The sequence below is a fragment of the Pseudochelatococcus lubricantis genome (genome assembly GCF_011762225.1).
Classification (GTDB): Bacteria; Pseudomonadota; Alphaproteobacteria; order Rhizobiales; family Beijerinckiaceae; genus Pseudochelatococcus; species Pseudochelatococcus lubricantis.
On sequence record NZ_JAASQI010000007.1, the window covers coordinates 36,370 to 56,786 of the forward strand.

19 protein-coding genes are annotated in these 20,417 nt (G+C 65.8%); 5 read left to right on the forward strand and 14 right to left on the reverse strand.

Going from position 1 to position 20,417, the window contains the following annotated elements; all coding sequences use genetic code 11:
- Positions 1-21: 21 nt before the first annotated feature.
- From FHS82_RS14295 to FHS82_RS14340, 10 genes are all read right to left on the reverse strand, one after another.
- Complete coding sequence (locus FHS82_RS14295) at positions 22-1,005, reverse strand: branched-chain amino acid ABC transporter permease (protein ID WP_166954019.1); 984 nt, start codon at positions 1,003-1,005, stop codon at positions 22-24.
- Complete coding sequence (locus tag FHS82_RS14300; RefSeq protein WP_166954021.1) at positions 1,005-1,892, reverse strand: branched-chain amino acid ABC transporter permease; 888 nt, start codon at positions 1,890-1,892, stop codon at positions 1,005-1,007. Before FHS82_RS14300 ends, FHS82_RS14295 begins: the two co-directional genes overlap by 1 nt.
- 95 nt (positions 1,893-1,987) lie before the next feature.
- Positions 1,988-2,725: an ABC transporter ATP-binding protein gene (locus FHS82_RS14305; RefSeq protein WP_166954023.1), complete on the reverse strand. Its 738-nt coding sequence runs from the start codon at positions 2,723-2,725 to the stop codon at positions 1,988-1,990.
- On the reverse strand, positions 2,718-3,473 hold the full coding sequence (locus FHS82_RS14310) for an ABC transporter ATP-binding protein (protein ID WP_166954025.1): 756 nt from the start codon (positions 3,471-3,473) through the stop codon (positions 2,718-2,720). Before FHS82_RS14310 ends, FHS82_RS14305 begins: the two co-directional genes overlap by 8 nt.
- A 166-nt stretch (positions 3,474-3,639) precedes the next feature.
- Entirely contained in the window at positions 3,640-4,467 is an 828-nt protein-coding gene (locus FHS82_RS14315; protein WP_166954027.1) for an enoyl-CoA hydratase/isomerase family protein, read from the reverse strand.
- Positions 4,464-6,389, reverse strand: a complete 1,926-nt coding sequence (locus FHS82_RS14320; RefSeq protein ID WP_166954029.1) for an AMP-binding protein — start codon at positions 6,387-6,389, stop codon at positions 4,464-4,466. The genes FHS82_RS14315 and FHS82_RS14320 overlap by 4 nt, the downstream gene beginning before the upstream one ends.
- On the reverse strand, positions 6,386-6,682 hold the full coding sequence (locus FHS82_RS14325; protein WP_166954031.1) for a Dabb family protein: 297 nt from the start codon (positions 6,680-6,682) through the stop codon (positions 6,386-6,388). The genes FHS82_RS14320 and FHS82_RS14325 overlap by 4 nt, the downstream gene beginning before the upstream one ends.
- 46 nt (positions 6,683-6,728) lie before the next feature.
- Positions 6,729-7,499, reverse strand: coding sequence for an SDR family NAD(P)-dependent oxidoreductase (locus tag FHS82_RS14330; RefSeq protein WP_166954033.1), 771 nt, complete (start codon positions 7,497-7,499; stop codon positions 6,729-6,731).
- A gap of 27 nt (positions 7,500-7,526) precedes the next feature.
- Positions 7,527-8,282, reverse strand: a complete 756-nt coding sequence (locus tag FHS82_RS14335) for an SDR family NAD(P)-dependent oxidoreductase (protein WP_166954035.1) — start codon at positions 8,280-8,282, stop codon at positions 7,527-7,529.
- 43 nt (positions 8,283-8,325) lie between these two features.
- A complete protein-coding gene (locus FHS82_RS14340) occupies positions 8,326-9,081 on the reverse strand; it encodes an SDR family NAD(P)-dependent oxidoreductase (RefSeq protein WP_166954037.1) in 756 nt (251 codons plus the stop codon).
- 342 nt (positions 9,082-9,423) lie between these two features.
- Here FHS82_RS14340 and FHS82_RS14345 point away from each other — a divergent pair, with 342 nt between their 5' ends.
- The 5 genes from FHS82_RS14345 (at position 9,424) to FHS82_RS14365 (ending at position 14,562) form a co-directional block, all read left to right on the forward strand.
- Positions 9,424-10,242 (forward strand): IclR family transcriptional regulator, encoded by an 819-nt coding sequence (locus tag FHS82_RS14345; RefSeq protein ID WP_166954039.1) that lies wholly within the window; start codon positions 9,424-9,426, stop codon positions 10,240-10,242.
- Between the two features lie 231 nt (positions 10,243-10,473).
- Positions 10,474-11,817: an LLM class flavin-dependent oxidoreductase gene (locus tag FHS82_RS14350; RefSeq protein WP_166954041.1), complete on the forward strand. Its 1,344-nt coding sequence runs from the start codon at positions 10,474-10,476 to the stop codon at positions 11,815-11,817.
- A 25-nt stretch (positions 11,818-11,842) separates the two neighbouring features.
- Positions 11,843-12,688, forward strand: a complete 846-nt coding sequence (locus FHS82_RS14355) for an ABC transporter permease (protein WP_166954043.1) — start codon at positions 11,843-11,845, stop codon at positions 12,686-12,688.
- Positions 12,689-12,724: 36 nt separating this feature from the next.
- Complete coding sequence (locus tag FHS82_RS14360) at positions 12,725-13,747, forward strand: ABC transporter substrate-binding protein (protein ID WP_166954045.1); 1,023 nt, start codon at positions 12,725-12,727, stop codon at positions 13,745-13,747.
- 8 nt (positions 13,748-13,755) lie between these two features.
- Complete coding sequence (locus FHS82_RS14365; RefSeq protein WP_166954047.1) at positions 13,756-14,562, forward strand: ABC transporter ATP-binding protein; 807 nt, start codon at positions 13,756-13,758, stop codon at positions 14,560-14,562.
- Positions 14,563-14,674: 112 nt separating this feature from the next.
- On the opposite strand, the gene FHS82_RS14370 is transcribed toward FHS82_RS14365, so the two are convergent.
- The 4 genes from FHS82_RS14370 to FHS82_RS14385 are packed head-to-tail and all read right to left on the reverse strand — an operon-like array spanning position 14,675 to position 20,411.
- Positions 14,675-15,493, reverse strand: a complete 819-nt coding sequence (locus FHS82_RS14370) for an NAD-dependent epimerase/dehydratase family protein (protein ID WP_166954049.1) — start codon at positions 15,491-15,493, stop codon at positions 14,675-14,677.
- Between the two features lie 6 nt (positions 15,494-15,499).
- Complete coding sequence (locus tag FHS82_RS14375; RefSeq protein ID WP_166954051.1) at positions 15,500-16,702, reverse strand: pyridoxal phosphate-dependent aminotransferase; 1,203 nt, start codon at positions 16,700-16,702, stop codon at positions 15,500-15,502.
- On the reverse strand, positions 16,699-18,318 hold the full coding sequence (locus FHS82_RS14380) for a hydantoinase B/oxoprolinase family protein (protein ID WP_166954053.1): 1,620 nt from the start codon (positions 18,316-18,318) through the stop codon (positions 16,699-16,701). The genes FHS82_RS14375 and FHS82_RS14380 overlap by 4 nt, the downstream gene beginning before the upstream one ends.
- On the reverse strand, positions 18,315-20,411 hold the full coding sequence (locus FHS82_RS14385; RefSeq protein ID WP_166954055.1) for a hydantoinase/oxoprolinase family protein: 2,097 nt from the start codon (positions 20,409-20,411) through the stop codon (positions 18,315-18,317). The genes FHS82_RS14380 and FHS82_RS14385 overlap by 4 nt, the downstream gene beginning before the upstream one ends.
- Between the last annotated feature and the right edge of the window lie 6 nt (positions 20,412-20,417).

Here is a 20,417-nt window from a genome sequence, read left to right on the forward strand (position 1 = left end):
ATTCCTCCTTTGGATTCTGCTTTATAGTTGTTGCTTCAACCGGCCCGCGATGAAGCCGACGATGCCCTCCCTGAAGATGAGCACTGCGAGGATGAAGATCCCGCCCTGCACGACAGTGACCCACGCGCCGAGATGGGCGAGGTAGTTCTGCATCGACACGACGACGAGCGCGCCCGCGATGGGCCCGAATACGGTGCCGATGCCGCCGATGAGGGTCATCAGCACCGGTTCTCCCGACATCGACCAATGAACGTCGGTGAGAGAGGCGAGCTGGAAGACGATGGCCTTGGTGGCGCCGGCGAGGCCGGCGAGACCGGCGGAGAGCACGAACATCGCCAGTTTGTAATGCAGCGGGCGGTAGCCGAGCGAGATGGCGCGCGGTTCGTTCTCGCGGATCGCCTTGCAGACCTGCCCGAAGGGTGAATGGATGACGCGGTAGATGAGCAGGAGCCCGCCCATGAAGACAGCCATGACGAAATAATACAGCACGCGGTCGTCGGCGAAGCTGATGAGGCCGAGGAGCCTGCCGCGCGGCACGGCCTGAATGCCGTCCTCGCCGCCGGTGAAAGGGGCCTGAACGGACAGGAAGTAGACCATCTGCGCCAGCGCAAGGGTAACCATGGCGAAGTAGATTCCCTTGCGGCGCACGGCGAGCGCGCCGAACACCGCGCCCAGCACCATCGCCACCGCGGTGCCGGCCAGGATCGCGAGTTCCGGCGTGAGGCCCCATACCTTGGCGGCGTGCGCGCTGACATAGCTCGCCATGCCGAAATAGGCGGCGTGGCCGAAAGACATCAGCCCGCCAAAGCCGAGCAGGAGGTTGAAGGCGCAGGCGAACAGCGCGAAGCACAGCACCTTCATCAGAAAAACGGGATAGACGAGGAAGGGCGCGACTGCGAGCATCAGCGCAAGGCCGATGAAGATGGCCCGGTGCAAGGTCCGGGTGCGGTCGCCGCCGGAGGCGGGTGCGACGCCGGCCGCGACGGTCGTGGAAACATTGGCCATCAGGTAGCCCTCCCGAACAGGCCGGCCGGCTTGATGAGCAGGACGATGGCCATGATGATGAAGATCACGGTCGCGGAGATTTCCGGATAGAACACCTTGGTCAGCCCCTCGATGAGGCCGAGACCGAAGCCGGTGATGATGGAGCCGAGGATCGATCCCATGCCGCCGATCACCACCACGGCGAAGACGACGATGATGATGTCCGCGCCCATATTGGGATTGACCGAATAGATCGGCGCCGCCAGCACACCCGCGAAGGCGGCGAGCGCGACGCCGAAAGCGTAGGTCAGGGTGACCAGACGCGGCACGTTGATACCGAAGGCCTCGGTCAGGACGGGGTTCTCGGTGGCGGCCCGCAGATACGAGCCCAGGCGGGTTTTCTCGATCATGTACCAGGTCGTCAGGCAGACCGTGAGCGACGCGACGACAACCCAGCCGCGATAGTTCGGCAGGAACATGAAGCCGAGATTATGCCCGCCCGAAAGCAGCGGCGGGATGGCATAAGGCAGGCCCGAGGCGCCGTAGTAGTTGCGGAACAACCCCTGGATGACCAGCGCCAGCCCGAAGGTGAGCAGCAGGCCGTACAGATGGTCGAGCTTGTAGAGTCGCGATATCAGCAGCCGCTCCGCCACTATCGCCAGGGCGCCGACGATCAGCGGCGCGAGGAGCAGCGCCCACCAATAGCCGATGCCGGCGTAGTTCAGCAGCATCCAGGCGGCGAACGCGCCCAGCATGTACTGCGCACCGTGCGTGAAATTGATGATGTTCAGGAGCCCGAAGATCACTGCCAGTCCGAGGGAAAGGATCGCGTAGAACGATCCGTTGATCAGACCGAGCAGCAACTGGCCGAACAGAACCTGGGGTGTGATGCCGATCAGCTCGAACATGGCACGGCCCATGCCGATGCAAGCTGCGATCCGGCCCGTGCCGGCAATCTCGCCTGTCTCATTTTTCTTCCTCCCCTCCCCTCACCCGCCCGGCGTCAGACGCCGAGATAGGTCTGGAGCTTGTCGTGGTTGGCGTCGAGTTCGTCGTTGGCGATCATGTCGATGACCCGCCCCTGCTCGACGATGTAGTGGCGATCCGCGACCGATTGCGCGAACCGGAAATTCTGCTCGACCAGCACGATCGTGAAGCCCTCCTGCTTCAGCCGCGCCAGCGTGCGGCCGATCTGCTGGATGATGACCGGCGCCAACCCTTCGGTCGGTTCGTCGAGCAGCAGGGTGCGGGCGCCGGTGCGCAGGATGCGGGCGATGGCCAGCATCTGCTGTTCGCCGCCCGACAGCTTCGTTCCCTGGCTCGCGAGCCGCTCCCTGAGGTTCGGGAACAGCTCGAAGATCTGCTCGACCGTGAAGCCGCCCGGCCGCACCTGCGGCGGCAGCATCAGGTTCTCCTCGACGTTGAGCGAGGCGTAGATGCCGCGCTCCTCCGGCACATACGCGATACCGAGGCGCGCGATGGCGCGCGACACCATGCCGATGGTTTCGGTGCCCGCGAAGGCGATGGAACCGGTGCGCCTGCCGACGATGCCGATGATCGATTTGAGCGTCGTGGTCTTGCCCGCCCCGTTGCGCCCCAGCAGCGTCACCACCTCGCCCGGCTTCACCGCGAAGGTGACGCCGTGCAGCACGTGGCTTTCGCCATACCATGCGTGCAGGTTCTCGACGGCGAGCTGCGGCGCCGGGTCAGCCTGTGCCACGTTCCTTGCCGTCTCAGCCATGACCTGCTCCGATGTACGCCTCGATCACGCGCGGATCCTTCGACACGGTGGCGTAGTCGCCCTGCGCCAGGACCCGCCCGCGCGCCAGCACGGTGATCGTGTCCGACAGCGAGGCGACGACCGACAGGTTGTGCTCCACCATCAGAATGGTGCGGTTGGCGGCGATGCGCCGGATCAGCGCCGCGATGCGCTCGACATCCTCATGGCCCATGCCCGCCATCGGCTCGTCGAGCAGAAGCATCTCCGGATCGAGCGCCAGCGTCGTGGCGATCTCCAGCGCCCGCTTGCGGCCGTAGGGAAGCTCGACGGCCTTTGCGGCGACGAAATCGCCCAGCCCGACGGCGCCGACGAGATTGCGGACTTCGTCGTCGAGCGTGTCGAGCGTCCGCTCCGAACGCCAGAAATCGAAGCTTTCGCCGCGCTTCTTCTGCAGCGCGATGCGGACATTCTCCATGACGCTCATGTGAGGAAACACGGCCGATATCTGGAAAGAACGGACCATGCCGAGACGCGCGACATCGGTGGGCTTCGTCGCCGTGATGTTACGGCCGTTGTAGGTGATCGTTCCCCTGGTCGGTTCCAGAAACTTGGTCAGGAGATTGAAGCATGTCGTCTTGCCGGCGCCGTTGGGGCCGATCAGCGCATGGATGCTGCCGCGGCGGACGCGCAACGTTACGTCGTCCACAGCCGTAAAGCCCTTGAAATCCTTGGTTAATCCTTCTGTTGCGAGGATAATGTCATCGGACATGGCCATCGGCATGCGCTGCCGCCCTCCTCCCTTTGGGGTCCCTCCAGACCCTGTGTTATTTTTTGTGATTAGTCGCATAATATGCGATTTTCGTCAATACGCATCATACGCGATACATATTATATCGTGCTCAACGGGATTGTCGCCGCTTCCTCGGCACCGTTGTTCAGAGAGGGCTTTCGCGCGGAAAATCCGGCTGTCGTTTTTCGCGGTGCGCTGCCAGGCCTTCCCTGACATCCGGGGAGGAGAAGCCGAGAAACTCCAGCGCCAGCGACGTGTCGAAGGCCGGGCCGGCCGAACGCAGCCAGTTGTTGAGCGCGTATTTTGTCCAGCGGATCGCGCTGGGCGCGCCCTCGGCCAGCCGGACGGCGATCTCCAGAGCCCTGGCGTCCAGCTCGGCGTCGTCCACCGCCAGCGCGACGAGGCCGATGCGCTCCGCCTCCTCGCCGGACAACGCCTCGCACAGCAAAAGGTGGTACTTGGCCTTGGCCATGCCGCACAGCAGCGGCCAGACGATCGCCGCATGGTCGCCCGCCGCGACGCCAAGTCTGGTATGGCCGTCGATGATGCGCGCATCCTTCGCCGCGATCGGGATGTCCGCGAGGAGGCCGCAGGCCAGTCCCGCGCCGACCGCGGGACCGCGCATGGCGCTCACCACGGGCTTCGAACAGTTGAGCAGGTTGAAGACGATGTCGCGCGCCTCCTTCCAGTTCCGGGCCCTGGTATCGAAGTCGTTCATGATCCGCTCGATCATGCGGAAGTCGCCGCCGGCAGAGAAAGCGGCGCCGTGGCCGGTGATGATGACCGCCGACACCGAAGTGTCGACATCGACATCGCGCCAGACGCGCGCCAGCTCCCCGTGCATGACCTGATCGACCGCGTTCAGCCGCTCGGGATTGTGCATGACGATACGCAGGACGTTGGGATGCGGCCTCTCGAAGCGCAGGCGCTCGTAGCCGCGAAAGATTTCGCCATTCGATGCCGCGGCGCTCATGTCGGAACCTCCGCCTCGCCCGGCCGGGAGCGCAGCTGCGCGACCGCCTCCGGATTCACCAGCCCCGACACGTCGCCGACCGGCTCCCCGATCCAGATCGACCGAACCACGCGGCGCATGATCTTCATGCTGCGGGTCTTGGGAAGATCGCCGACGAACGCGACCGCCTTCGGCCGGAAGGACGATCCGAGCCCCTCGACCACGGCCCGCCGCAGTTCGTCCACAACCTCGGGCGTCTCGCTGACACCGCGCGCGAGCACGCAGACGCAGACCACGGCAGAGCCCTTCACCGGGTCCGGGACGCCGATCGCCGCAGCCTCGGCCACCTTGCCGGTGCCCAGCAGGAACGCCTCGATCTCGGCCGGTCCGGTGCGTTTGCCGGCGATCTTGATCGTGTCGTCCGAGCGGCCGTGGATGAACCAGTTCCCGTCTGCGTCGACCGACGCGAAGTCGCCATGCACCCACAGGCCGGAGATGGTCGACCAGTAGCTCTCAAGATAGCGGTCCGGGTCGCGCCACAGGCCGCGCGTCAGGCCGATCGACGGAACTGTCAGCGCCAGTTCGCCGACCTCGCCGCGCGGCAGCGGGCGACCCGTCAGATCGACGACGACCGCGCCCATGCCGGGGATGGGGCCGCCGAAGGCGCATGGCTTGAGGTCGCGATGCAGGATCGTGCTGGCGATGATGCCGCCGCCGATCTCGGTGCCGCCCGAGTAGTTCAGGATCGGAGCCCGGTTGCCGCATACCTTGTCGCGGAACCAGTTCCACGCCTCCGGCGTCCACGGCTCGCCCGTCGCGGCGGTGACGCGCAGCGTCGACAGGTCGTAGCTCTCCACGGTGCCGGGCGGTTGCTGCATGAAGGCGCGCACCATGGTCGGCGCGACGCCGAGGAAGGTGATGCCGTAATCCTGCGCCAGCCGCCACAACCGGCCGGGCTCGGGATAGTCGGGAACGCCCTCGGCCAGCAACATGGTCGCACCGACCATGGGCGAGGCGACGGCCAGTATCGGCCCCGTGAGCCAGCCCATGTCGCTCATCCACAACAGCCGGTCGTCGGGCCGCAGGTCGAGGATGGTGCCGAAGTCGAGCGCCACCTTCGTCATGAACCCGCAATGCGAGTGGACCGTGCCCTTGGCCTTGCCCGAGGTTCCCGAGGTGTAGACCAGCATGGCCGGCGTCTCGGCCGGCAGCTCCACGGGCGCCACCGGCTCGCCCGTCGCGAGCAGCTCCGCCCAGCCGAGCCAGCGCGGATCTGGATGGGCCGCATCCCGCGGCACGACCACGATATGGCGAAGCGACGGCGTCATGCCGCGCAAGGCATCGATCGTTTCCGCCATCTCGATCGCCTTGCCGCGGCGCAAGGTCCGATCCACGGTGACGACGGCGACCGCACCGGCGTCCCCGAGACGCTCGGCCACTGCCTGCGCGCCGAAGCCGGAGAACATCGGCAGCGCGATGGCGCCGATGCTGACGATGGCGAGGAAGGCGGCGATGGTTTCCGGAACGGAGGGCATGAACAGACCCACGACGTCGCCCCTGCCGATGCCGAGCGCCGTGAGCCCGCCCGCGGCCCGGGCCACGGTCTCCTGCAGCTGCGCGTAGGACACCGCCCGCCGCGTGCCGTCCTCCCCTTCCCACAGGACCGCGTCCTTGCCGCCGAGACCATTGGCGATGGTGCGGTTCAGGCAATTGTAGGCGATGTTGGTGGTGCCGCCGATGCACCATTCTGCCCATTCCGGCCCCTTCGACACATCGAGCAGACGCTCGTATGGCTTGAAGAAGTGCAGGCCGTGAAACTGCATGACCGCCGGCCAGAACCATTCGGGATCGCGCGCGGCGCGTTCGACCAGTTCGTCATAGCTGGTAAGGCCGTGGAGCGTGAGGAAGCGCTCGATGGGCGCGGTGCCGTTTTCGCTGCTCATGCTGCCACCTCGGTATCGAGCACGACGATGCGGGAAATGAAGGGCGACATATATGTCTTCATTTCCACATGCGCGGGGGAGACCTGATAGGCGTCGTGAGCCTGCGAGGACCGGAAGGTCGCAACCACCCCGTGAGTGAGGCCGTCGCTGCGCGAGGCGCCGTTCTGCGCCATCGCATAGGTGACGAGGCCGTCGCACTCCGCGCGCACCCGCCGCACGTAGTGTTCGACCTTGTCGAAAAAGGCCGCGTTCGCCTCGGACGTGAAACTCATCAGAACGATGTGATAGAACATGGATCGTGTTCCCCGTATTGTGCCTCTGTCGTTGGCTTGCTGCCGTTCATCCCGCGGTCCATCCGCCGTCCACCATCAGCGACGACCCGGTCATCAGCGCGGATGCGTCCGAAGCGAGGAAGACCGCGGCGCCCATCAGGTCCTCGACCCGGCCGAGACGGCCGAGCCTGATGCGCGACAGGACGAAGTCGCGGAATGCGGGATCGGAAAGGGCCGGGCGCGTCATCTCGGTTTCGATGAAGGTCGGGCACAGGCTGTTGACGCGGATTCCGCGCGGTGCGAGTTCGACCGCGAGCGATTTGGTCATCCCTTCGACGGCGAACTTGGAAATCGTGTAGGCGGACCGTCCGGCGGCGGCGACATGCCCGGCCTGCGACGAGACGTTGACGATCGCGCCGGCCCGGCCGGCCGAAATCATGCGGCGCGCGGCCGCCTGCGCCACGAAATAGGCGGCACGCACGTTCAGGCCCATCACTGTATCGAACTCCTCCTCCGTCGCATCGACGAAGGGGCGCGGCCGGTTCGTGCCGGCGTTGTTCACAAGGATGTCGCACGGCTCGGCGGCGTCCATCGCCTCACGCACGGCATTGCCGTCGCGCACATCCACCGCGCGGCCTTGCGCCGCGCCGCCATGGGCGCGGATCGTCGCGGCGGCGTCCTCGATCTCATCGGGCGAGCGTGCCCAGAGCGTGACGCGGGCACCCGCCTGGGCGAGCGCGGCGGCAAGCGCGAAGCCGATGCCGCGCCCGCCGCCGGTCACGATCGCATGGCGGCCGTCGAGGCGAAAGCTCGGCGTGATCGGCACCTGGGGCTGCATTGTCCTGTCCCTCCGGATATAGGGCTGTCAGTGAATGTGGATGCCGCCGTTCACGTCGATTTCGCTGCCGGTCATGTAGGCGGACAGATCGGAGCCGAGGAACAGACACACGCCAGCCACGTCCTCGGGCCGGCCGAAACGGCCGAGCGGAATGCTCTCGACGATCTGCCGCCGCCGCGCCTCATCGAAGGCCCGGGAATTCATGTCGGTGATGATGACGCCGGGATTGACCGCGTTGACGCGAATGCCCTGTGGGCCGAGTTCGCGCGCCATGCCCTTGACGAGACCCAGCACGCCGCCTTTCGAGGCCGCGTAGTGGGAACCGCCGACGAAGCCGCCGCCGCGCTGCGCGGCAACGGAGGCGATGCACACGATCGACCCCGACCCCCGGGCGGCCATTGCCGGGATGACCGCCTGCGACATATGCAGGGCACCGCGCAGGTTGACGTCCATCAGCAGATCGTAGTCCGCGCGCGCGATGTCCATGACCTTGCGCGACTGGGTGATGCCGGCGTTGTTGACGAGAACGTCGATCCGCCCCCAGGCATCCAGCACTTCCTCCGCCAGGGCCTCGCAGGCGGCGCGGTCGGTGACGTCGCAGGTGTATCCCCGCACTTCATCGCCGATGTCCCGCGCGCGGCGCGGCGCACTGCCTTCCGCCACATCCGTTATCGCGACCCGTGCGCCCGCCGCCGCGAATGCCTTCGCCGTTGCCAGGCCGATGCCGGCGGGCGAACCCGCGCCCGTGACAATGACGACCTTGTCCCGCATGAGATGCTGCATGCCGATCTCCCGTTTCTCTCCCGGTTGGTGTTGCCGGTTTCCGTCACGAGATCGTCAGGCCGCTGTCAACCCTTATAATATGGCCGGTCGTGCGCGCCGCCTCGTCGGAAGCGAGAAACAGCGCCGCCTGGGCGACATCGCGCGGCTCGGCAAGGCCGAGCAGGTGCTGCTCGGCGAATTTTTGCGTGGTGGCGTTGGCGGCAAGCTGCTCCATCACCCGGGGCGTGCGTGTCACGCAGGGGGCGACGGCGTTCACGCGCACCTTGTAGGGCGCATACTCCACCGCCATCGAGCGCGTCAGCGCCGTCACGCCACCCTTGGCGGCGGTGTAGGCGTCCTTGCCGCCCCAGCCGATCAGGGCCACCACGGAAGAGGCGTTGATGACGGAGCCGCCCCCGGCCTTGATGAGTTCCGGAATGCCGTAGCGGCAAACCAGCCAGGTTCCCAGCAGATCGAGCCTGATGGCGCGCCAGAATTCGTCGAGAGGCACTTCGGTTACCGGGCCGTCGTGCATCGTGGAGCCGCCGGCGTTGTTGTAGAGGATGTGCAGCGCGCCGAACGTCTCGACTGCCTGCCGCACGCCGCTTTCGACGCTCTCGGGCTCGGTCACGTCCATGGCAACGAAGCAGGCGCGGCCGCCCGCAGCTTCGATGAGGCGAACAGTCTCTCCGCCGGCCGTCCCGTCCAGCTCCGCCACCACGACGCTCGCACCCTCGGCAGCAAACAGAATAGCGGCCTCGCGCCCTATTCCGGCACCGGCTCCGGTGATGAGGGCGATCTTGCCCGCCAGACGCGCCATAACAACCTCCCTTGTGAACGCGCAACCATTATCGGATAATTATCAGTTGTCGCATATAATGAGATTTATAACAATTTCCGGACCACGTCAAACTGTTGTATGCATGATCGGGGAGAAAAAGGAGCGGCGCGGTCGCTGCGGGATTCGGCCGGCGGGGGATATCCGGAAGGGGCCGCAATGCGATGCGGGCCCGGTATGCCCGGACCTGATATGTATGGACCTTATATGCCTGGACCTGGCGGCGGACTTCAGGGCCGCGCAATGTGATAGGAAGCTACGTCACGATAACCATGTCGGCTCGGATGGAGGATTATGAGACCAGCAAATGATACGGAAACCCGCATGACGAGCCTGGACAAGATGCTGGGCATTCTGGACCTGTTCGACGATGACAAGGTCGGTGTGCAGCTTGAGGATGTCATGCAGCTCACGCGCCTCTCGCGGGCGACGGCCTACCGCTATCTGCAGTCTCTCTCGAAGGCCGGCGTCCTCGCGCCGGCGACCGGCAACACCTACGTGCTGGGGCCGCGGGTGATCGAGCTGGACAGGCTGATGCGGCTGACCGATCCCCTCCTGACCAACGCCAGCCCGGTCATGCACGAGGTGGCGGGCGCGCTTCGGATCAACTTCATGCTGTGCAGCTATTATGGAAACAAGGTGATGTGCGCCGACCTCGCCTGGCCGGACGAAAGTCTCACCCGGTTCTATGAGCGCGGCCGCCCCATGCCGATGTTCCGCGGCGCGATGGCAAAGGTGATCCTGTCCAATCTCACGCCCTACCAGCTGCGCAGCATCATGCTCTGGCACGCCGACGAGATCCGCGCCGCCGGCCTTGGATCGAACTGGGACGAGTTCCGCACGACGATGTCGCGCATGCGCAAGGAGGGATGCGTCGTCACCCACGGCGAGGTCATACCCGATCTCGTCGGCATCGGCGCGCCGATCTTCGATCCCGACAAACGGGTGCTCGGCAGTCTGGTGATGATCCTGCGGGAGGAGACTTTCGCGCACTCCGGCGAGGAACTGATGCGCCGGCACGTGATCGACGCGGCCGTACGCATCGATGCGAAACTTGCCAGCGTCGCCGAGAAAACCGGCATGCCGGCCCTGCCCGCAAGGCCGCGGCGTGGCAACGTTCTCCGAAACGGCGGAGCGGCATGAGCCCCGCCGGCCGCCGTAGCCGGAACTCCCGATAATTCATTGAATATCAATCCGTTATCAAAAGCTCACACTTTGCCCTTCCAAATTTCATAAAATATATAGAATTAGTTGACATAAAAGCGACCGCTTGTAACACTCGCGATGACGTTCGGGTACGCAGCCGTGCCAGCCCGACGAATCCGGGTTCCTCCGTCCGGATGTCCATTTCCTGCGGTGTTACAAGGAGTTGAAATGTCGCGCAAAATCAGGCTTGGAGCCTTTCTCCCGGGTGGCGGCCAGCATATCGCTTCCTGGCGTCATCCCGACCAGCCGGCCGACGGGGCGGTGAGTTTCGACTTCCATCGCCAACTCGCCCAGATTGCCGAGCGCGGCCTGTTCGATGCCTACTTTCTGGCCGACGGCCTTTCCGTCGCCATCGGCGGCAAGGAGGGCGGCAATGCCAAGGCGGCCGGCTTCGAGCCGCTGACGCTGTTTTCGGCGCTTGCGCCGCTTACCACCCATCTCGGCTTCATCGCCACCGCCACCACGACCTATGAGGAGCCCTTCACCACCGCCCGCAAGTTCGCCTCGCTGGACCTGATCTCCGGCGGCCGGGCAGGCTGGAACGTGGTGACCACGGTAGGCGACGACACCGCCCGCAACTTCAACCTCGACCACCAGCTTCCCCATGCCGATCGGTATGATCGGGCGCGCGAATACGTGGAGGTAGTGACCGCCCTGTGGGATAGCTGGGAGGATGACGCCTTCATTCGCGACAAGGCGTCCGGCCGCTTCCTCGACAGGGACAAGGTCCACGCCATCGACCATCGCGGCCGGCATTTCCGCGTGCAGGGGCCGCTGAACATCTCGCGCTCGCCGCAGGGACAACCGGTGATCGTGCAGGCGGGTTCGTCCGAGGCGGGCCGCCAGCTTGCGGCGGAAACGGCGGAGGTGATCTTCACCGCCCACCAGACGCTCGACTCCGCGCAGGAATTCTATCGCGACATCAAGCGCCGCGCCAGGGCTGCGGGCCGCAATCCGGACCATGTGCTCATCATGCCCGGCTTCGCCCCCTTCGTCGGGCGGACAGAGGAAGAGGCGCGCGAGAAATACCGCGCCCTCACCGATCTGATCGTTCCGGAAGACGGCGTGGCGCTCCTCAACTCCCTCACCGGCGGCACGCTCGACCTTTCCGGCTATCCGCTGGACGGCCCCCTGCCCCCGGCGACAGAGACCGAGGGCAACAAGAGCCGGCAGGTACTCATCCGCCAGATCGCCGATGAGAACAACTTCACCATCCGCGAGCTTTATTCGTGGATCGCGACGGCGCGCGGCCATTACACCTTCGTGGGCTCGGCCCTCCAGACCGCCGACAAGCTGCAGGAGTGGTTCGAGAACGAAGCCGCCGACGGCTTCAACGTCCTGCCGCCCTATCTGCCCACCGCGCTTGAGGATTTCATCGATCTGGTGGTGCCGGAGCTGCAGCGGCGCAACCTGTTCCGCACCGCCTACGAGGGGCGGACGCTGCGCGAGAATCTTGGCCTGCCCAAGCCGGAAAACCGCTGGAGCCGCCCCGCCGTGCAGGCGGCGGAGTGAGCATCTCACACAGAAGGAGAACGACATGAGCGTTCAGGACGTGAACAGCACCGTCGTCGCCCTCAACGGTGAGGAAGAAACCGGCGGCCAAAAGCCGCTGCAGTCCTTGCTGGAGGGGGCCGGGCGTTTCCTTTCCCGCTACGGACTGCTCATCGGTTTCCTGCTGCTGTGGCATGTGGCCAGCATCCAGCGCTGGGTGAACCCCTCCGTCTTCCCGCCTCTGGATGACATTGCCGCCGCCTTCTGGCGCGGCATGACGCAAGGCTCGCTGCTGGCGGACCTGGGCATCAGCCTGCAGCGATCGGGCATCGCCTTCGTGGCTGCCGTGGCGGTGGCCGTTCCGCTCGGCCTTTTCATGGGACAGATCCGGGCGGTGGAGCGGGCGCTGGACCCCATTCTCCAGCTCTTCCGCCAGACGTCGGCGCTGGCCCTCTACCCGGTTTTCATCCTGCTGCTGGGGCTCGGGGAGTTGTCGAAGGTGTTCGTCATCTTCTGGGCCACGATATTCCCGCTCCTGCTGTCCACCATCGGCGGCGTGAAGGAGGTGGACCCCAAGCTGGTGGAGATGGCACGGGTTTACGGCGCCTCGCGCCTGCAGGTGTTCCGCCGGGTCGTGCTGCCCGGGGCGCTGCCCTCCATATTCGTGGGCCTGCGCCTGTCGGCGACGATGGCGTTGCTGATGCTGATCGCCTCCGAGATGATCGGCGCGAACCAGGGCCTCGGCTTCCAGGTGATGAACGCCCAGTTCAACTTCCAGATCCCGTTGATGTTCTCGGCCATCTTCCTGCTCGCGGCGCTGGGGCTCGCGGCCAACTACACCATCGTTCTCCTGCAGCGGCGCCTGTGCCGGTGGAGCAACGCCCCCGTCTGACGCACTTTTCCCGTTCTCTACCAGAAAGGCACGACCATGACCTTTTCCTTCCGCAAGCTTGGCGCGGCCGCGCTTCTCGCCGCCGGCCTCGCAGCATCCGGCATCGCGCCCGCCTTCGCCGGTACCTCCGCTTCCCCGGCCGATGCGTCCGACCCCTACACCTTCCGCTTTCTCCCCAACCGCGGCAGCGTCAGCCCGCACGAGTTGGCGGAGGTGCTGGGCTACTATGAGCCCTATGGCATCAAGCTGGAGAACAAGGGGTTCGCCGGTGGCGGGCCGGAGACGCTGTTCGCCCTTGCCGGCGGCAGCATCGATCTCGGTTCCGCCGCCACCTCGGCGGTCTTGAACTCCATCGCCGGCGGTAACGACTTCCTCATCGCCTATCCGTCCAATGGCATCAAGAAGGGCGTGGAAAGCGTCTTCTACGTGCTGGAGGACAGCCCGATCAAGACCATCGAGGACCTGAAGGGCAAGACCATCTCGGTCAACACACTCGGCGCGCACCTCGACTACACCATCCGCGAAGCCTTCCACCAGAAGGGGCTGCCGCCGAAATCCGCCAAGCTGGTGGTGGTGCCGGGCCCGCAGCTCGAACAGACGCTGCGCGCGAAGCAGGTGGACGTCGCCGGCATCGGCTATTGGCAGACCACCTTCGGCGGCCAGCTCGAAGCCAATGGCGGTGTGCGGCCGATCTTCACCGATACCGATGTGCTGGGCGAACTCGCCGGCGGTTTCGTGGTGTTCCGCCGCGATTTCGCCGAGGCGCACCCGAAGGCCGCCCGCTACTTCGTCGAGGGCGCGGCCCGCGCGGCGGACTGGGCGCGCGAGAACCCGGAGGAGGCGCGCAAGGTGGTCGGCAAGCTTCTCGACTCGCGCGGCGAGGATGGCGGGCTGGCGAAATTCTGGCTCGGCTTCGGTCTCCAGCCCGGCGCGCCGATCACCGATCGCGACGTGGGCTTCTGGGTGGAGGCTCTCTCGCGCGAAGGAACCCTGCCCGCCGGCAAGATCAACGTGTCCGGGATTATCTTCCGGCCCGCTTCCGCCAAGGCGGGGAACTGAGGTCCGCCATGACAGCCGCAGCGCTTTCCGCCAACGGCTCTTCCCCCGCTTCCACGCGGGGGGAGGTCTCGATCCGGGATCTCTCCAAGTCCTTCCGCATTGCCGGCCGCGATTTCCCGGTGATACGCAACCTGAATGTCGCGATCGGCGCCGGGGAGAGCCTGGTCATCGTCGGTGCCAGCGGCTCCGGCAAGACGACGCTGCTGCGCATCCTCGCGGGGCTGGAAACGGCCGACGCCGGCGATGTGCGGGTCAGCGGCCGTCAGGTCAGCGGCGTCGGCGCGGAGCGGGCGATGATCTTCCAGGAGCCGCGCCTGCTTCCCTGGGTGAACGTGCTCGGCAATGTGGCCTTCGGGCTGGAGCTGCGGCAGGGGGCGCGCAAGGTGCCGCGCAGGGAGGCCGAGGCGCAGGCGCGGCACTACCTTTCTCTCGTGGGGCTCACCGATTTCGCCGATGCCTTCCCGCGCCAGCTCTCCGGGGGCATGGCGCAACGGGTGGGCATTGCCCGCGCACTGGCGGTGCAGCCGGAGATCCTGCTGCTGGACGAACCCTTCGGGGCACTCGACGCCATGACCAGAATCACCATGCAGAACGAACTGACCCGCATCTGGCACGAGGAACAGGTGACCATGGTGCTGGTGACGCACGATCTGGAAGAGGCGGTTTATCTGGCCGACCGGGTGCTCGTTCTGCCGAAGGAGAAGCATCGCGCACCCCGGCTGCTCGACATTGATCTGCCCCGTCCGCGTGACCGCAGTTCCCCGGCGTTCACGCGCTATCGCGAGGCGCTGCTGCAGGAGTTCGGCCTGCATTGACGGCCGTCAATGCAGCGGGTTTGCATAAACGAACTTCGGCATCCTCCCGCCGAAGCCCCCGTGCGGGGCCGTCCTCAGCCGGCCCGGGGGATGGTGTGGTGCGCCGGTGGTGTCAGGGATTCGGCTTTTCATCGTCCGGATGCCCCAGTTCGCAGAACCAGCCCCCCAGATATTTCACCGCCGCCGCCTTCGGATCGGGCAAGGGCGTCCTTGCCTCGACTGCTGCCCGGAACGGTTCCGAGCTGTCCCGCGGAATGTAGCCCAGGTGGCTGGCGCCGCCGTTGTCCACGGTCTTCACCTTGTTGTCCGACAGGCCGAACGAGATGGTGTGGCCGACGCGCGGCGCGGTCAGCGACGCCTCGACCAGCCGGATGCAATCGGCGAAGGACAGGTAGGACCAGAGCATGCGCCGGTCGGCCGGTTCGGGGAAGGACGAGAAGATACGCAGACAAACGGATTCGATGCCGAACTTGTCCCAGTAAAGGCGGCTCAGGCTCTCGACGAAGTTCTTCGACACTCCGTACAGGCTGTCGGGCCGCACGGGCGCATCGACGCCGATGTGGGCCTCGATCTCGTGATAGCCGATGGCATGCACCGAGGATGCATAGACGACACGTCGCGCGCCATGTTTCCGCGCACCTTCGTAGACATGATAAGAGCCGCGGATATTGGCGTCGAGAATGGTCTGCCAGGGCGATTCCAGCGATGCGCCGCCGAAATGGACGATCGCATCGCAATCGCGGGTCGCCTCGATAGTGGCCTCCATGTCGGCGAGATCGAAAACAGCCTGTTCCTCGTTGGATGCAAGATCATCGAAGGCGTTTCGCGCGCCCAGCCTGATCTTGCCGGCGAGCGGCGCCAGACCCTTGCGCAGTTCCGTGCCCAGCCGGCCGGCGGCGCCCGTGAGAAGAATGCGTTCGTAACGTGCCATAACGATTTACTCCAGTTCTTCCACGGCGGACCCGATACGCGCCACTGCCTCGGTCAGAATATCGTCGGCGGTGGCGGTCGAGATGCGGAAATAGGGCGACAGGCCGTATGCCACGCCCGGCACCGACGAAACCCTGCCCCTGTGCAGCAGGTAGTTCGACACCGCGGCGTCGTCTTCCAGCGCCGTGCCGTCCGGTGTCCGGCGTCCGATCAGGCCGGCGCAGCCGATGTAGGCATAAAAGGCACCTTCCGGTGCTGCGAGCGTCAGGCCATCAATGCCGGCGATGCCGTCGACCACGAGGTTCCTGCGCCGTTCGAATGCGTCGCGGAATCGCGCCACACCGTCCTGCGGCCCGTTGAGGGCCGCGACGGTTGCGGCCTGCGCGATGGAACAGACCGAGGTGACGGACTGGCTCTGGATCGTCGACATGGCCTTGAGTAGCGGAGCCGGGCCCGCCGCATAGCCGACGCGCCAACCCGTCATGGCGTAGGACTTGGCGACGCCGTTGACGATCAGGCTGCGTTCCCTCAGACCGGGACACGCCTGGCCGAAGGAAACGAAGGTGCGTCCGTCGAAGATGATGTGCTCATAGATTTCGTCGGAGAGCACGAGCACCTGCGGGTGCCGCGCAAGGACCGCGCCGAGCGCCTTCAGGTCCTCCTCCGCGTAGGTCGCGCCGCTGGGGTTACCCGGCGTGTTGAGGAACAACCATTTGGTGCGCGGCGTTATCGCGGCTTCGAGCCGCTCCGCGGTGAGACGGAAGCCATCGGCCTCCGGGCACTCCACCGCCACGGGCGAACCGCCGAGAAGCTTCACCATTTCCGGGTAGGAAACGAAATAGGGCGCCGGCACGATCACCTCGTCACCCGGCTCCAGCGTGGCCATCAGGGCGTTGAAGATGATCTGCTTGGCGCCGTTGGCGACGACGATGTCATCCGCGCTGTAACCCAGCCCGTTCTCGCGACGAAACTTTGCCGCCACGGCCTCCCGTACAGCCAGTGTGCCGGCGGCGGCCGTATAGAGCGTCTCACCCGCTCTGGCAGCCGCGAAGGCCGCTTCGATGATATGGGGCGGAGTCGGAAAATCCGGCTCGCCGAGGCCGAGGTCGATGACATCGATGCCCTTGGCGCGCAAGGCTCTGGCTGCCTGCGAGGCAACCATCGAGGCTGACGGCTTCACGACCGACAGCCGGGATGAAATATAGCTCATGTGGAACTCCCCGAAACGTATCCTCTGGTCAGGTCGAGCTGGCGTGCCTCGCTGCTGCGGCGCTCGGGCGGGCCGTAGCCGCCGCCGCCGGGCAATTCGAGCACGAGCCGGCGGCCGGCCGGCACGTGCTGCCAGCCTTTTGGTCGCATCGGCGTGCCGTCATCAAGCCGCGCGACGCCTGCACGGCCATCCACTCCCCCTGCCCGCCCCCGTGCCGGATGGCGGACGCGGTCGAACATCGCCGAGAAATCGAACTCGTGGCCCGCGAGCGCCTCGATCTCGATGATCTGGCCGAGACCGCCGCGAAACTCGCCGTCGCCACCGGAATCAGGCCGCAGCTCCTTGCGCCAGATGACGATCGGACCCGTGTTCTCGGTCGCCTCGATCGGCATGGTGTGAACGCCGGACGGGAAGGCCGTGGCCGAAAGACCGTCGAGACCGGGGCGCGCGCCCATGCCGCCGGAATTGAACATCAGCACCTCGGCGCGACGCCCTTCCGCGCCGGCAACAGGCCGCACGGACAGGTGGATATTCCACAGCGCGCCCGCTCCTTCGGCGAGGATCCGGCCAGGAAGCGCCGTGGCCAGCGCGCCGAGGATCAGGTCCGGCACCAGGTGCCCGATGACGTGACGCAAGGACACCGGCGCCGGACGCGCGGCGTTGAGGATGTTGGTCGGCGACGATACCGTGAACAGGGCCAGCGAGGCCGCATTGTTGGGGATGTCGGGTGCAACGACGCATTTGAGCGCATAGCAGGCGTAAGCCTTGCTGTAGATGATCGGGACGTTGATGCCCCATCGGCTCATCGCATCGGTGCCGGAAAAGTCGACATGCAGGCCGCCCTCGCCGACCGACACGGTCGCGGCAAGTTTCACCGGTTCGTCATAGCCGTCGGTCGTCAGTTCGTTAGACCAGCTTCCCTTGGGCAGGCTGGCGATCCGCTCCAGCATCGCCTCGCGGGTGCGCGAGAAGATGAACGTGCCGAGATCGTCGAGGGAAGACAGGCCTGCCTCGCGCATCATGCCGGTCAGCCGGCGGCGGCCGACGTCGTTGCATGCCGCAAGCGAATAGAAGTCGCCAACCACCTGGTTCGGCTCGCGCACATTCACCCGCAGCAGATGCACGAGATCGCGATTGACCACGCCCTTCTCGGCGAATTTCATGATCGGGATCTGGATGCCCTCCTCGTAGACGGACTTGCCGTCCGCGCCGAAACCGCGCCCCCCGACGTCGACCACATGCGCCGTGCAGGCGAAGAAGGCGACGAGCTTGCCGTCGAGGAACGACGGCGACACCATGGTGATGTCGTGCAGATGTCCCGTGCCGAGCCAGGGGTCGTTGGTGACGTAGGTGTCGCCCACGAACATGTCGTCGCGCGGGATCGCGGCCATGAAATGAGCGACCGCCTCCGCCATGGTGTTGACGTGGCCGGGCGTGCCGGTCACCGCCTGCGCCAGCATCTCGCCCTTCGGGTTGAAGACGCCGGCCGAGAGGTCGCCGGATTCACGCACCGAGGTCGAGAACGCGGTGCGCAGCAGGGTCAGCGCCTGTTCCTCGACGACGGAAACCAGGCGGTTCCACATCACCTGCATGCGGATGTTGCCGATGTCGCTCATGCCACGATCTCCTTGCGGACGAGCAGGATGGAGCCGTCGTTTTGCAACACGGCGTCGAACAGGGTGGTGACGACCGTGGAGGTCTCGCGCTCCACGATCACCGCCGGGCCGGGCACGCGGTCGCCGGGCCGCAGATCGGCGCGCTCGATGATGAGCGAGCCTCGCATCGAGGCCGTCGCCGGATCGAATACGTCGCGCACGGCGGCGGACGAAACAGTGCGGCTGCCGCGCGTGATTTCGTGGTGCACGGGCACCTCCTGCTCGTCCTGCGCCTTCACCGACCAGGTGACGATCTCGATCTCCAGCCCGTCGAGGCCATCGATCGCGCGGCCGAAAAAGTGGGTATAATGGGAGCGAAATTCGTCCATCAGCCATGCCGCGTCGCGGGCGTTGAAGGGACGGTCGGGCAAGGGAACGGGAATCTCCCAGCCCTGCCCCGCATAGCGCATGAAGGCGGTGATATCGCGCGCGATCCTCCGATCCGTGCCGGCGCGCACGAAACCTTCCGCCGTCGTCTTCAGGCTGTCGAGCAGCGTGTTGACCTCGCCGGCGTCGAAGCGCGACAGTCGCACAAGCCGCGAGGCAAGCGCCTCATAGCCGAACGGCGCCTTGAGGAAGCCGATGGCCGAGCCGACACCCGCACCCCGCGGCACCAGACAGCGATCGATGTCGAGTTTCTCGCACAGTCTCGCCGCATGCAGCGGAGCCGCGCCGCCGAAGGCAATCATGACGTTGTCGGAGATATTCTTGCCATTTTCCACCGCGTGAACGCGCGCGGCATTGGCCATGTTCTCGTCCACCACCTCGCAGATGCCGAAGGCGGCCGAAAGTGCGCCGAGCGAAAGGCGGTCGCCGATATCGCGCGCGATGGCGGCCTCCGAAGCGCCGCGATCCAGCCTGATAGCGCCGCCGGCGAAGTTGTCGGGGTCGATCTTGCCGAGTACAAGATCGGCGTCGGTGATGGTCGGCCTTTCGCCGCCCCGGCCGTAGCAGGCCGGGCCCGGCTCCGAAGCCGCGCTTTCGGGCCCGGTCTGGATGCGGCCCATGGCGTCGATCCAGGCGATGGAGCCGCCGCCCGCGCCGATCTCGATCATCTCGATGACGGGGATCGAGATCGGCATGCCCGATCCCTTGCAGAACCGGTATGTGCGCGCGACCTCGAAGGTGCGGGCCGTGCGGGGCGTGAAATCCTCGATGAGGCAGATCTTCGCGGTGGTGCCGCCCATGTCGTAGGAAACAACGGACGAAATGCCGAAACGGCGGGCGATGTCTGCGGCGAAGATAGCGCCGCCGGCCGGGCCGGATTCGACCAGCCGCACCGGAAACCGCGATGCCGTCTCGACCGAGATCAGGCCGCCGCCCGAGTGGATCATGAACACCGGCCCCGTCACGCCCATCTGTTTCAGCCGCTCCTGCAGGCGCAGAAGGTATTCACCGATCTGCGGGCGCACGTAGGCATTGGCGCAGACTGTGTTGAACCGCTCGAACTCGCGCATCTGCGGCGAGACCTCTGCACTGATCGAGATCGGAATGTCGAGCTTGCGCGCAAGAATTTCCCTTGCCCGCCGCTCATGCGCGGGATTGGTGTAGGCATGGATGAAACCGATGGCGACGGCGCCGAAGCCCTCGGCTGAAATCCTGTCGGCGATCTCCTCCAGTGCCGCCTCGTCCAGCGGCCGAAGCTCCTGCCCGTCGGCGCCGATACGGCCGGCGACCGTGTAGCGGTGTTCCCGCGGGATCAACGGCGGCGGCAGGCGCAGGTTGATGTCGTACTGCTCGAAGCGGTTTTCCGTCCGCATTTCGATGACGTCGCGAAATCCTTCAGTGGTGATGAAGGCCGTCTTCGCGCCGCGCCGCTCGATCAGCGCGTTGGTGGCGAGCGTTGTCCCGTGAATGACGAGATCGAGATCGCCGAATGCGACGCCTGCCTGTTTCACCACCTCCTCGATGCCGTCGAGGATCGCCTGTTCGGGCGCGGCGTAGCTGGTCAGCACCTTGGTCGAATAAATCGTGCCACGGACGTCGAGCGCGATATCCGTGAACGTTCCTCCTATGTCCGCTCCGAGGCGGATGTCGTTTGCCCTTCTTGTCATTCCTTG